The sequence below is a fragment of the Kitasatospora sp. NBC_01560 genome, from assembly GCF_045208415.1.
In the GTDB taxonomy this organism is placed as follows: domain Bacteria; phylum Actinomycetota; class Actinomycetes; order Streptomycetales; family Streptomycetaceae; genus Kitasatospora.
In genome coordinates this window covers 250,797-265,795 of record NZ_CP109364.1, presented here as the reverse complement: position 1 = coordinate 265,795, position 14,999 = coordinate 250,797, and the positions used below count along the sequence as shown (strand labels likewise).

Sequence of the window (14,999 nt, the reverse complement as noted above, 5' to 3'; positions counted from 1 at the left end):
GCCGAACACCGGGTTCCAGGTCACCGCGACGCCGCTGGCACCGGTGTGCGCCACGCTCCCCGCCGCCGGGGAGATCGGCCGGTGCGGGATCGGTTCGGGGACGGCCGGCACCGACCGGCCGAGGCCGTGGCCCTCGTGCAGGGTGCGCTCGTAGGCGGCGCGATCCGGTACTCGCCCAGGGCGTTGGGGTGCGGGTTGTCGTGGCCGGCGGGCAGGTGTTGGTGTCGCAGGTGGAGGCGGCCCTCCCGGTCGACCAGCCTGATCGGGGGAGTGCAGGTGCTCCAGGGACGGCCGGCTCGTCGGGGCTAACCTCCCGAAGTCCCCGATCGGTGGGGCGCGACGGCCGTATCCGGTGGTGGCAGACCCGGCCCACGGGGTGCGCGCGGCTCTCCCGCTGGGCCGCGACCCGCCCGCTCCCCGTACCCGCACCGTGTCGCGGCCTGCGCTATCGGGACGCTATGCGCCTTGGGCAAGATCGACGTCGCAGTCCGGTGGCGGTACACGCCGGGCATGACGAAGGCGTCCCGGTCGGCGCGCGGCCCGTGGGAGCGGGCACCCGCCACGGTCCGGCGACTGATGGTCCTGATCGCGGTGAAGGAGTCCGAAGTCACGATGACGCACCCCGACGGTACGGAAGCACCGCTGCTGTGGACACTGGCCGGCAGCGGCAAGGAGTCGCTGGCGGCCGGCGCGCGCGGCCTGCACGCGTACCTGGCCGGTCGTGACGACTGGAGCCCCCAGGACATCGCGCTCACCCTCGCGCGCACCGCCTCCCGGGGGAGCCGGCGGGCGGCCGTGGTGGCGGACGATCGGGACGGATTCCTGCAGCGGCTGGACGCGCTCGCCGACGGCAGGAGCATGCCCGGCCTGCTGGAGGGCGCCGCAGGGGCAGGCGGGCGGGTCGCCTTCGTGTTTCCCGGGCAGGGCGCGCAATGGCCCCGGATGGCGGTGGACCTGTTGGACACCTCCACGGTGTTCCGCGACCGGATGGACGCGTGCGCGCAGGCCCTGGAACCGTTCGTCGACTGGTCGCCGATCGACGTGCTCCGCGACCCGGACGCGTCGGGCGCACCCGCCGGGGACCGGGCCGACGTGGTGCAGCCCCTGCTGTTCGCCGTGACGGTGTCGCTCGCCGCGCTGTGGCGCTCCCACGGCGTGGAACCGGCCGCAGTGCTCGGGCACAGCGTTGGCGAGGTCACCGCCGCCGCGGTCTGCGGCGCGCTGTCCCTGGACGACTCCGCGCGGGTGGTGGCCCTGTGGAGCCAGGCCCAGGCGACCCTGGCCGGGCAGGGCGACATGGTCTCCGTCATGGCCCCGGCCGGCGAGGTCGAGCCGCGCTTGCGCCGCTGGGACGGCCGCCTCGTCGTCGCCGCGCACAACGGCCCGCGGTCCGTGATCGTCTCCGGCGACCGCGACGCCGCGGCCGAACTCCTGGCCGACCTGGCCTCGGACGCGGTGCACGCGCGGCGGATCGCGGTGGGCCTGGCCGCCCATTCCCCCCACATCGACGCGATCGTCCCCCGGATGCGCGCCGACCTCGCACCGATCCGCCCCCGCACACCGCAGCTGCCCTACTACTCCGGACTGACCGGGGGACGACTGGACGTCCCGGTCCTGGACGCCGACTACTGGTGCCGCAACCTGCGCAACACGGTCAGGTTCCATCAGGCGGCCGGGGCCCTCCTGCGGGACGGGTACGGGGTGCTGCTGGAGGTCAGCCCGCACACCGTGCTGACCTCCGCCCTCGCGGACTGTGCGGAGGAACACGGCGCGCGGGCCGCCGTCCTCGGGACGCTGCGCCGTGACCAGGGCGGTCCGGGCCGGTTCCTGACCTCGCTCGGTGACCTGTACGTGCACGGGGTCACCCCGGAACGGGAAGCGCTGTTCGCCGGGCAGCACGCCCAGGTGCGGGAACTGCCGGCGGCTGCCCTGGCGGCGCTCGCGGAGCCCGGCCCGGCGGACGTGAACGGGCCGGACGGCGCGGGCGGTGACCGGGATGCCGGTACCGCGTTCCGCGAGGAGCTGGCCGGATTGGCCGTACCGGAGCGGCGTGCCGCGCTGGCACGGCTGGTGGGCGAGGAGATCGCCGCGCTGACCGGCCGGTCCGATCCGGTTTCCCCCGGACGGGCTTTCCTCGATCTGGGATTCGACTCCGTCACCGCCGTGGAGCTGCGCAACCGGTTGAGTGCGGCGACGGCGCTGCGCATTCCGGCGACGGTTGCGTTCGACTGCCCGACCCCGATGGCCCTGGCCGAGTATCTCTGCGCCGCGATCGGCGGCGACCGGGCCGGCAGGAACGCCGACAGGAACCCGGACGCGGACGAGCCGGTGCGGCGGGCCGAGGACGACGACCCCGTGGTGATCGTCGGCATGGGCTGCCGCTACCCCGGCGGGGTCGGTAGCCCCGACGAGCTCTGGGAGCTGGTCTCGGCAGGTGCCGACGCCGTCTCCGCGCTGCCCGACGACCGCGGTTGGGACACCGCCGGTCGGTACGACCCCGCACCGGGGACGCCCGGCCGGTACTACCAGCGAGAGGCGGGTTCGCTCGCCGGCGCGGCGGACTTCGACGCGGAGTTCTTCGGCATCTCGCCGCGCGAGGCCCTGGCCATGGACCCGCAGCAGCGGCTGCTGCTGGAGACGAGCTGGGAAGTGCTGGAGCGGGCCGGGATCGACCCGGCCACCCTGCGGCGGACCCCGACGGGCGTCTACGTCGGGGCGATGACCATGGACTACGGGCCCACGCTCGAACAGGGCGCCGACGAGGGCGGCCACCTGCTGACCGGCAACACCGGAAGCGTCGCGTCGGGCCGCCTGGCCTACGCCCTCGGTCTGGAGGGAGCGGCGGTCACCGTCGACACGGCGTGCTCGTCCTCGCTGGTGGCCCTGCACCTCGCGGTGCGGGCGCTGCGGTCGGGCGAGTGCTCGTTGGCGCTGGCGGGCGGCGCGACCGTGATGTCCACGGTCGGCATGTTCGTGGAGTTCAGCCGTCAGGGCGGTCTGGCCCCGGACGGTCGCTGCAAGGCTTTCGCGGCAGCCGCCGACGGCTTCGGCCTGGCCGAGGGCGTGGGCATGCTGCTGGTGGAGCGGTTGTCGGACGCCCGGCGCCACGGGCATCCGGTGCTGGCGGTGATCCGTGGTTCGGCGGTGAATCAGGACGGTGCGAGCAATGGTCTGACGGCGCCGAACGGTCCGTCGCAGCAGCGGGTGATCCGGGCGGCGCTGGCGGATGCGGGGTTGTCGGCGTCCGAGGTGGACGTGGTGGAGGCGCACGGTACGGGGACGCGGTTGGGCGACCCGATCGAGGCGCAGGCCCTGTTGGCGACGTACGGGCAGGACCGGCCGGCGGACCGTCCGGTGTGGATCGGCTCGCTGAAGTCCAACATCGGCCATGCCCAGGCCGCGGCAGGGGTGGGCGGTGTCATCAAGTCGGTGCTGGCGATGCGGCACGGCGTGATGCCCAGGACGCTGCACGTGGACGGCCCCACGCCCGAGGTGGACTGGTCGGCGGGAGCCGTGGAGATCCTCTCCGAGGCCCGCGCCTGGGACGACACGGGCCGTCCGCGCCGGGCGGGTGTGTCCTCCTTCGGTATCAGCGGGACCAATGCTCACGTCATCCTGGAGTCTGCGCCGGCCGAGGCTCCGGCCGGGGCGGTGGAGGGTGTCCGGCGTCCTGGGCCGGTGGCGTGGCCGGTGTCGGCGCGCAGTGCGGAGGCCCTGCGGGCGCAGGCCGGGGCGTTGGCGACGCGGGTGATGGCGGAGCCCGGGCTCGACACGGCGGACGTGGGTTATTCGCTGGGGGTGGGGCGTGCGTCCTTCGAGCACCGTGCCGTGGTGGTGGGCGGGGACCGGAGCGAGTTGCTCGACGGCGTGAAGGCGCTGGCGGACGGGCGGTTGGCACCGGGGTCGGTGTCCGGCGGCGGGTTGGTTTCCGGTCGTTCGGTGTTGGTGTTCCCGGGTCAGGGTTCGCAGTGGGTGGGGATGGCCGCGGAGTTGCTGGCCGGGTCGGTGGTGTTCGCGGAACGGATGGCGGAGTGCGAGCGGGCGCTGGCGCCCTACGTCGACTGGTCGTTGGCGGAGGCGCTGGGCTCGGAGGCGCTGCTGGCGCGGGTCGATGTGGTGCAGCCGGTGTTGTGGGCGGTGATGGTGTCGCTGGCGGAGGTGTGGCGTTCGTTCGGTGTCGTCCCGGACGCGGTGGTCGGTCACTCCCAGGGTGAGATCGCCGCGGCCGTGGTGGCGGGCGGGCTGAGTCTCGACGACGGTGCCCGGGTGGTCGCGCTGCGTTCCCGGGCGGTGGCGGTGCTGGCGGGGCGGGGCGGCATGGCGTCGGTTCCCCTGCCGGTGGAGGTGGTGCGGGAGCGGATCGCCTCGTGGGTGGGGCGGTTGTCGGTGGCGGCGGTGAACGGTCCGTCGTCGACGGTGGTGTCGGGTGACGCGGACGCGGTGGGGGAGCTGGTCGAGGCCCTGGTGGGGGAGGGGGTGCGGGCGCGTCCGATCGAGGTCGACTACGCGTCGCACTCCGCGCACGTGGAGGAGATCCGCGAGCGCCTGCTCTCCGACCTGAACGGCATCACCCCTGTCGCGGGTTCGGTGCCGTTCTTCTCGACGGTGACGGGTGGCCGGCTGGGCACGGAGGCTCTGGACGCGGAGTACTGGTACCGCAACCTCCGGCAGACCGTCGAGTTCGGGCGGGCGACGGTGGCGTTGTTGGGGGAGGGTTTCCGGTTCTTCGTCGAGTCGAGTCCGCATGCGGTGTTGTCGGTTGCGGTGGGGGAGTCGGTGGAGGCCGCGGGTGTGGAGGCGGTGGTGTTGGGGACGTTGCGTCGGGGGGAGGGCGGCCCGGCGCAGGTGTTGCGGTCGGTGGGTCGTGCGTGGGAGTGCGGGTTGGGGGTGGACTGGTCGGGTGCGTTCCCGGGGGCGCGGCGGGTCGAGCTGCCGACGTACGCCTTCCAACGCACCCGCTACTGGCTGACGGCCCCCGCCGCCGCCCCGGCCGCCCTCGCCGAGGACCACTGGGACGACCCGGAACTTCAGGACCCCGCCCAGCTCGCCGAAGCCCTCGGGGTCGGCCGGGAAGCCCTGGACGAAGTCCTGCCCGCGCTGGCGACCTGGCGCTCCGTCAGGAACCGTGAACGGAAGGCGGACTCCTGGCGCTACCACGTTGCCTGGGTGCCCCTGTCGGTCGCGCCGGCGGACGGCCTCCCCGGTCGCTGGCTCGCCGTGCGGCCCGAGGGCGACGACGCGGCGGCCGTCCTGGACACCCTCGGCGAGGCCGGAGCCGACCTCCTTCCGTGCGTCGTCGCCGATCCGGGCGCGACCCGCGGACAACTGGCCGCCCTGCTGACGAAGACCGCCGGGGAGCAGCCGATCGCCGGCGTGCTGTCCCTGCTGTCCTGGGAGGAGCGCGCCCATCCCGACCACCCCGACCTGCCCGGTGGTCCGGCGCTGACCCTCGCCCTGGCCCAGGCGCTGGAGGACGCGGGCCTCCACGCCCGGCTCTGGACGCTGACGAAGGGAACGGCGGTCCTGGGCGGCGCGGAGCGGCCCGGACACGTCGGTCAGGCCGCGTCTGCCGCCCTGGGCCGGACGCTGGCACTGGAGCACCCGCATCGCCGCGGCGGTCTGATCGACCTGCCCGAGGTGCTGGACGTACGGGCCGCCCGCCGCTTGTGCGCGGTGCTCGCGGGAGCCGTGGCCGACGAGGAACAGGTGGCGGTGCGCTCCACCGGGGTCCACGGACGCCGTCTCCGGCCCGCGTCGACCGCGGCGCCGAAAGCCCGTCGGGGTGGCGCGGCCGTGCGGAAGCGACCGCAATGGCAGGGCACGGTCCTCGTCACCGGCGGCACCGGTGGCGTCGGATCGCACACGGCGCGCTGGCTCGCGGGCCAGGGCGCGGAGCGGCTGCTGCTGGTCAGCCGTCGCGGTGCCGACGCACCCGGTACGGACGCGCTGCGGACGGAACTGACGGCGCTGGGCGCCGAAGTGACCTTTGCCGCCTGCGACGTCGCAGACCCGGCCGCACTGGCGGCGCTGATCGCCGACATCCCGGCGCGATGCCCGCTGTCCGCGGTCGTCCACGCGGCAGGCGTCCTCGACGACGGTGTGCTCGACGCGCTGGACCCCGCGCGGCTCGCCGTCGTGCTGCGCGCCAAGCTGACCGCCGCCCGGAACCTGCACGAGGCCACCGCGGGTCTCGACCTGTCGGCCTTCGTGGTGTTCTCGTCCGTGATGGGCGTCGTGGGCAACGCCGGGCAGGGCAACTACGCGGCCGCCAACGCGGCCGTCGACGCACTCGTCGCCGCCCGCCGGGCCGCCGGACTGCCCGGCACGTCCGTGGCCTGGGGAGCCTGGGCCGGGCCGGGCATGCTGGCGGACGAGGTCGCCGCACGGCTGCGGGACTTCGGCATGCCGGTGATGGAGCCCGAAACGGCCGTCACCGCGATCGGCCGGGCACTCGCGGAGGACGACGAGCTGGTCGTGGTCGCCGATGTCGACTGGAGGCGCTTCACCACGGGCAGGGGCCGGTGGACCGCCGCCCTCCTCCACGGGATCCCGGACCCGGCCGCCGAGAGGCCCGCCCCGGATGCCACCGCACCGTCGGCGGCCCGGGAGGGCGGCGACCCCGCCGACGCCCTGCGGCAGCGGATCGCCGTACTGCCGCGCCACGAGGACCGGGTCAGGACCCTCACCGAGCTGGTACGCACCCACGCGAGGACGGTCCTGCGCCACCCCGACGTCGACACCGTCCAGCCCGGAAAGGCGTTCTCCGCGCTCGGCTTCGACTCGCTGACGGCGGTGGAGCTGCGCAACCGCCTCGCCGCCGTCACCGGACTGGCCCTGCCCGCCACCGTCCTGTTCGACCACCCCACACCCTCGGCACTGGCCGGCCGGCTGCTCGCGGACCTGGACCTGCCGGACGCCGCGAGCGGCACCGCCGGGCCCGCCGGCTCCGTCGACGCCGGCGCAGCCAGCACCGCGGCACCCGGCGGCAACGAGCCGATCGCGATCGTCGGCATGGGCTGCCGCTTCCCCGGCGGGGTCGCAGGGCCCGAGGACTTCTGGCACCTGCTCTCGAAGGGCACCGACGCCGTCGGCGACTGGCCGTCGAACCGGGGCTGGGACACTGAGGGGCTGTACGACCCCGACCCCGACCACGCCGGCACCACGTACAGCAGGCAGGGCGGCTTCCTGCACGACGCCGCCGAGTTCGACGCGGAGTTCTTCGGCATCTCGCCGCGCGAGGCGCTGGCCATGGACCCGCAGCAGCGGCTGCTCCTGGAGACCGCCTGGGAGGCGGTCGAGGGCGCCGGGCAGGACCCGACCGCGCTGAAGGACCGGCAGGTCGGCGTCTACATCGGTACCAACGGCCAGGACTACTCCGCGCTGCTGCGGGGCGCCGAGGGCGTGTCCGAGGGCCATCTGCTGACCGGGAACACGGCCAGCGTGCTGTCCGGGCGGCTGTCCTACGTCCTCGGCCTCCAGGGACCCTCGCTCACCGTCGACACCGCGTGCTCCTCGTCGCTGGTGGCGCTCCACCTGGCCGTGCAGGCACTGCGGCGCGGCGACTGCGAGCAGGCCCTCGCGGGCGGGGTGACGGTGATGAGCACCCCGCAGCTCTTCGTGGAGTTCAGCCGTCAGCGCGGGCTCGCCGCCGACGGACGGTGCAAGGCGTTCTCGGCGGACGCGGACGGCACGGGCTGGGGCGAGGGCGCCGGAGTGCTGCTGCTGGAGCGCCACAGCGACGCCCTGCGCCACGGCCACCCCGTACTCGCGCTGATCAGCGGCACCGCCGTGAACCAGGACGGCGCCAGCAACGGGCTCACCGCCCCCAACGGTCCGTCCCAGCAACAGGTCATCCGCGCCGCGCTGGCCGACGCCGCGCTGCGCGCCGACCAGATCGACGCGATCGAGGCCCACGGCACCGGCACGAAGCTCGGCGACCCCATCGAAGCGCAGGCGCTCCAGGCCGTCCACGGTCCGGCGCGCCCGGTGGACCGGCCGCTGTGGCTCGGCTCCGTGAAGTCGAACATCGGGCACACCCAGGCGGCGGCCGGGGTGGCCGGAGTGATGAAGATGGTGCTGGCCGTCCGCCACGGCGAACTGCCGGGAACCCTGCACGCCGGGACGCCGAACCCGCACGTCGACTGGTCCGACGGTGCCGTCCGCCTGCTCACCGCGCAGACCCCGTGGCCGGAGACCGGGAACCCGCGCCGGGCAGGCGTGTCCTCGTTCGGCATCAGCGGCACCAACGCGCACGCGATCATCGAGCAGGCACCGGCCGTCGCGGTCGCGCCCGCCCCGGAGCGGACCGACACCTCGGCCGTACCCGCCCCGGACACCGCCACGACGGCCACCGCGCGCCGGGCCGCCCCGCCCGTGCCGCTGCTGCTCTCGGCCGGCACACCGGAGGCCCTGCGGGCACAGGCGGGCCGGCTGGTGAGCCGGCTCGATGCCGACCCGGACACCGAACTGGCGGACGTCGCCTACTCGCTCGCCACCGGACGGGCCCCGCTCGAACACCGGGCCGCCGTCCTGGGACGGGACCGGGCATCCGTCCGACGCGCACTCACCGCACTCGCGCGCGGCACGGCAGCGAGCCACCTGCTCACCGGAGGCACCGTACGCTCCGGCCGGACCGCCTTCCTCTTCCCGGGACAGGGCAGCCAGCGGGCCGGAGCCGGCGCGGAGCTCTACCGCGACGACCCGGTGTTCGCCGACGCCCTCGACGAGGTACTGACCGGCCTGGACCCGCACCTCGACCGGCCCCTGCGCGACATCCTGTTCGCCGAGCCCGGAACCCCCGGTGCGGCGCTGCTCGACCGCACCCGGTACACCCAGCCCGCGTTGTTCGCCCTGGAAACGGCGCTGTTCCGGCTCGTGCAGCACTGGGGTGTGCGGCCCGACCTGCTGATGGGGCACTCCGTCGGCGAACTCGCCGCCGCCCACGCGGCGGGCGTGCTGGACCTGCCCGATGCCTGCGCGCTGGTAACGGCCCGGGGCCGGCTGATGGACGAACTGCCCGAGGGCGGGGCGATGGTGGCGGTGGAGGCCACCGAGGAGGAAGTGCGGCAGGCCCTGCTGGACGACCGCACCGGGCACCCCCTTCCGGAGGCGGAAGCGGACCGCGACCCGGGCCGGGACGCGGTGGACATCGCCGCCGTCAACGGGCCCTCCTCCGTGGTCCTGTCCGGTGACGCGGACGCGGTGCTGCGCCTGGCCGGGGTGTTCCGCTCCCGCGGCCGGCGCACCCGCCGGCTGAGTGTGAGCCACGCGTTCCACTCCGCCCGGACGGACGGGATGCTCGACGCGTTCCGGGACGTGGCCGAGTCGCTGACCTACCACGCGCCCGCCATCGAGATCGTCTCCAACCTGACCGGGCGCACGGCCACGGCCGCGGAACTCCGTTCACCCGAACACTGGGTGCGCCACGTCCGGGGCACCGTGCGCTTCCTGGAAGGGGCCCGCCGGCTGCGGGCCGAGGGCGCGACGACGTACCTCGAACTCGGACCGGGCGGCGTGCTGTCCGGCATGCTCCACGCCTGCCTCCCCGACGCCACCCCCACCACCGGCGGCCTCGGGACGGTGCCGCTGCTGCGCGACGGCCGCGGCGAGCCGGACGCGGTCCGCACCGCACTCGCCTCGCTGCACCTGCGCGGTGTGGCCGTGGACTGGTCGGCGGGCTGGAGCTGCACCGACGTGCAGCGGGTCGACCTGCCCACCTACGCCTTCCAGCGCAGGCGCTTCTGGCCGGTGGCCGCGCCCGGCCCGGCCCCCGCCGCCCGGCGCTCCCGCCGGGAGACCGAGGCCCCTGCCGGCCCCCGCCGCTACCGCATCGCCTGGGAGCCGCTCACCGCGCCCGCGGAGCCCCGCCTCTCCGGCCGCTGGCTGCTCGTCACCCCGGACGGACCCGGTGCCGAGGACACCGCACTCGCCTGCGAACAGGCGCTCGCCGGACACGGCGCCGACGTGGCCGTGATCCGGGTCGGGGCCGCCGTCGAACGCGCCGAACTGGCCTCGCTGCTGCAGGAGTTCGGCTCCCTGGAGGGCGTCCTGTCGCTGCTGGCCCTGGCCCGGGGCCCCCGCCCGGACCTGCCGGTGCTCGACGCCTGCCTGACCGGGACCCTGCTGCTGGTCCAGGCCCTGGGCGACAGCGGCGTCGACGCACCCCTGTGGTGCGCCACCCGCGGCGCGGTGGCGGCCGACGGCACGGAGGAGGTCCGCCCCGAGCAGGCCCAGGTGTGGGGCCTGGGCCGGGTGGCGGCACTGGAGTACCCGCTGCGCTGGGGCGGCCTGGTCGACCTGCCGGCCCAGCTGGACGGGCCCGCGCTGGACGGGCTGTGCGCGGTGCTGGCCGGAAAGGACGGCGAGGACCAGGTGGCCGTACGCGCGCCGGGACCGTTGGGCCGTCGGCTCGTCCCCGCGCCGGAGCCCGCGACATCCGCGCCCGCACCGTGGACGCCGCGCGGCACGGTCCTCGTCACCGGCGGCACCGGAGGCCTCGGCGCCCAGGTGGCGCGCTGGCTCGCGGAGCGCGGTGCGGAACACCTCGTCCTCCTCGGCCGGCGGGGCCCCGAGGCCCCCGGAGCCGACGCGCTGGTCGACGCCCTGGCGGCGCTCGGCGCCCGGAGCACCCTGCTGGCCTGCGACGTCGCCGACCGCACCGCGCTGGAGCGGGTCCTGGGGCGGCTGCGCGACGAGGGCGACACCGTACGGGCCGTGGTGCACGCCGCCGGACTCACCTCGGACACCGCGCTGATGGACTGCACGCCGGAGGAACTGGCCCGGCGGACGGCGGCCAAGACGCGCGGCGCGGCCCACCTCGACGCCCTGTTCGAAGACCGCCCGCTGGACGCCTTCGTGCTGTTCTCCTCGATCTCGGGCACCTGGGGCAGCGGCGGCCAGGGCGCCTACGCGGCAGCCAACGCCTACCTGGACGGCCTCGCCGCGGCGAGGCGTGGCCGGGGCCTGACGGCGACCTCGGTGGCCTGGGGCCCCTGGGCCGGCGCGGGCATGGCCGAGGGCGCGGTCGGCGACGGCCTGCGCCGCCACGGGCTGGTGCCGATGGCCCCGGCAGCGGCGCTCACCGCGCTCGGCCTGGCGCTGACCCTGGACGAGGGCGAACCGGTCGTCGCCGAGCTGGACTGGAGCCGCTTCGCGCCGATCTTCGGCTCGGTCAGGGACAGTGCGCTGCTGCGCGGCCTGTCCGCCGCCCCGGAGCCCCGGGCGGCGGACGGCGACCCCGCGGAGGCGGACACCTCCGCCGGCCCCGGACCCGGCACGGGCGCCGGCCCGTCGTGGCTGCACCGGCTGGACCGGCTGTCCGAGTCCGAGGGCCGCAAACTGCTGACGGAACTGGTGCGGAGCGAAGCGGCCGCCGTGCTGGGCCACGAGTCGGCCACCGGCCTCACGGCCGACCGCCCGTTCCGCGAGCTGGGCTTCGACTCGCTCACCGCCGTCGAACTCCGCAACCGGCTGGTGGCGGCCACCGCTCTGCCGCTCGCGTTCACCACCGTTTTCGACCACCCGACGGCAGCCGCCCTCGCCGCCCACCTCTTCGCCGAGCTGTGCGGCACCGAACCGGCCGCCGACGGCACGACCGGCGCGACCGGCACGGCCGCGACGGACTCCGCAGCCGCCGGCGGCGCGGCCGGGCCCGCGGCGGCCGACGAACCCCTGGCGATCGTCTCGATGGCCTGCCGGTTCCCGGGCGGCGTCCGCTCGCCCGAGGACCTGTGGCAGCTGGTGGCCGACGGAGTGGACGCGGTCGCCGCGCTGCCCGCCGACCGCGGCTGGCCGCTGGACACGCTCTACGACCCGGACCCCCTGCACCCGGGCACCTTCTACACCACCGGCGGCGGATTCCTGGACGGCGCGGCCGAGTTCGACGCGGAGTTCTTCGGCATCTCCCCGCGCGAAGCACTGGCCATGGACCCGCAGCAGCGACTGCTCCTCGAAACCAGCTGGGAGGCACTGGAGCGGGCCGGACTCGACCCCGCGTCGGTCCGCGGCAGCGAGGGCGGCGTCTACGTCGGCGTCGCCGCCCAGGGCTACGGCACCGGCCCGCAGAACCCGTCCGACGGGATCGAGGGGCATCTCCTCAGCGGCACGGTCACCAGTGTCGCCTCCGGCCGCGTCGCCTACACCCTCGGACTCGGGGGCCCCGCCGTGACCGTGGAGACGGCCTGCTCGTCCTCGCTGGTGGCCCTGCACCTGGCCGGCCAGGCACTGCGCGCCGGCGACTGCTCGTTCGCCCTGGTCGGCGGCGCCGCGGTGATGGCGAGCCCGGACGTCTTCGTCGAGTTCAGCCGTCAGCAGGGCCTGTCGCCCGACGGCCGCTGCCGCTCCTTCGCCGAAGGGGCGAACGGCACGGGCTGGGGTGAAGGGGTGGGCGTCCTGCTCGTGGAACGCCTCTCCGACGCGCGCCGCCTCGGGCATCCGGTCCTCGCCCTCGTCCGGGGCACCGCGGTGAACCAGGACGGTGCCAGCAACGGCCTCACCGCTCCGAGCGGCCCCGCGCAGCAGCGGGTGATCAGGACCGCGCTGGCCGCGGCGGGACTGTCCGGCACCGATGTCGACCTGGTCGAGGGGCACGGCACCGGCACCGTGCTCGGCGACCCCATCGAGGCGCAGGCCCTGCTGGCCACCTACGGCCAGGACCGGCCCGCCGACCGCCCGCTGTGGCTGGGGTCGCTGAAGTCCAACATCGGGCACACCCAGGCCGCCGCCGGGGTCGCCGGGGTCATCAAGACGGTGCTCGCACTGCGCAACGGCGTGCTCCCCGGCACGCTGCACGCACAGGAGGCGTCCAGCCGGGTGGACTGGTCGGCCGGCGCCGTCCGGCTGCTCGCGGACGCCCGCCCCTGGGACGCCCCGGACGGGGACCGGCCGCGCCGGGCCGGCGTCTCCGCGTTCGGCATGAGCGGCACCAACGCCCACGCCGTCCTGGAGGAAGCACCCGCCGCCGACGCCGGCCCGCTGCCCGACGGCACGGACGCCACGGACGGCACGGACGGCGAAGCCTCCGAGGACACCGGGACCACCGTTCCGTGGCTGCTCTCCGCCATGACGCCCGCGGCCCTGCGCCGACAGGCGCGCCGACTGGGCGAGCACCTGCGGGCCCGCCCCGACGGGGGCGCCGCCGCCGCGGCCCGTGCGCTCGTCACCACCCGCCCCGCCCTGCCCGTCCGGGCCGCAGCCGTCGGCCGCGACCGCGACGCGCTCCTCGGCCGGCTGGACGCCCTCGCGGCGGGCGAACCCGCGCCCGACACCGTGCAGGACCGGGCGCGCGGCGGTCGTACGGCCTTCGTCTTCCCCGGCCAGGGCTCGCAGTGGGCCGGCATGGCCGCCGCGGCGCTCGACGCCTCCGCGCCGTTCGCCACCGCCGTCGCCGCCTGCGAACAGGCGCTCGCCCCGCACACCGACTGGTCCCTGACCGAGGTGCTGCGCGGCGCGCCCGGCGCGCCGACGCTCGACCGCGTGGACGTCGTCCAGCCGGTGCTGTTCGCCGTGATGGTCGCGCTGGCCGCTCACTGGCGCGACACCGGGGTCACCCCGGACGCGGTCGTCGGACACAGCCAGGGCGAGATCGCCGCCGCCCACGTCGCCGGAGCGCTGTCGCTCGACGACGCGGCCCTCGTGGTGGCCCGGCGCAGCAGGGCGCTGCTGAGGCTGGCGGGACGCGGCGGCATGGTGTCGGTCGCCGCCTCCGCCGAGCGGACCACGAGCCTGCTGCCCGCCGGTGGACGCCTCTGCGTGGCCGCGGTGAACGGCCCCGACGCCGTGGTCGTCGCCGGGGAGCCCGAGGAGCTGGCCGCCCTGCTCGCGGCCTGCGACCGGGACGGTGTACGGGCCAGGGCGATCCCGGTCGACTACGCGGCCCACTCGGCACAGGTGGCCGAGATCGAGGACGAACTGCGCGAAGCCCTCACCGGGATACGCCCCCGCGCCTCGGCCGTCCCGCTCTACTCGACGGTGACCGGCGGCCCCGTCGCCGGGGAATCGCTCGACGCCGCCTACTGGTACCGCAACCTGCGCGAGCCGGTCGACTTCGTCGGAGCGACCGGCGCCCTGCTCGACGCGGGCCACACCCTGCTCGTCGAGGTCAGCCCGCATCCGGTGCTGCTCGCCGGGATCGAGGCGGTGGCCGCGGAGGCCGGGCGGGAGGTGTCGGCGGTCGGCACGCTGCGGCGCGGCGACGGCGGCCGGGAGCGGCTGCTGGCCTCACTGACCGAGGCGTGGGCGGCCGGCGGCGGCCCGGTGGACTGGTCGCCCTGGACGGGGACCCCCGGGCCGGGCGGCCCGGCACCCGTCCTACTGCCGACGTACCCCTTCCAGCGCGACCGGTACTGGCTGCCCACACCGGGCCGGACGGCCGCCGCGGCCGCCACCGCGGAGCCGGCCGGGGACACTCCGCGGACCGCGGGCGACGAGGACGGCACCCCCGCCGCACGACTGGCCGCCAGGCTGGCCCCGCTGGACCGGCGGGCACGCCGCCAAGCGGTGCTCGACCTGGTCGTCCGGCACGCGGCCGCGGTCCTCGGCCATTCCGGGACCGGTCCGGTGCGCCCGGAACGCGCCTTCTCCGAGATCGGCTTCGACTCGATGCTCGCGGTGCGGTACCGGAACGCGCTGTGCGAGGCCACCGGGCTGGCCGTCCCGCCGACGGTCGTCTTCGACCACCCGACGCCCGAAGCGCTCGCCGCCCACCTGGACGCGGAGCTGTCCGCCGCGCCCGGACCGCCCTCGCCGCTGCTGGCCGAGCTGGACCGGCTGGCCGCGCTCCTCGCGGCCGTCCCGCCCGGAACGGCCGGCACCGACGGGGTCGGCGAACGCCTGGACGAACTGCTCCGCGGCTGGGGCCGGCGCGCCGGCGCACCGGGCGGCGAGGCGCCACCGCCCGGACCGGTGCACGAGACCGCCGCGGCGATGGAAACGGCGACAGCGGACGAGCTGTTCGCCCTGATCGACAACGACTTCGGCAACGCCTGAGAGAGAGCTGGCAC

Annotated in this window: 1 protein-coding gene; it reads left to right on the top strand. The window is 75.9% G+C overall.

Annotation, left to right across the window (positions count from 1 at the left end; translation table 11 throughout):
- Positions 1–576: 576 nt before the first annotated feature.
- Positions 577–14,985 (top strand): type I polyketide synthase, encoded by a 14,409-nt coding sequence (locus OH807_RS00995; protein WP_406210616.1) that lies wholly within the window; start codon positions 577–579, stop codon positions 14,983–14,985.
- The last annotated feature ends 14 nt before the right edge of the window (positions 14,986–14,999 follow it).

Coding starts and splice junctions, on each gene's coding strand:
- OH807_RS00995 (WP_406210616.1), top strand. CDS start 577: ATGGTCCTGATCGCGGTGAAGGAGTCCGAAGTCACGATGACGCACCCC.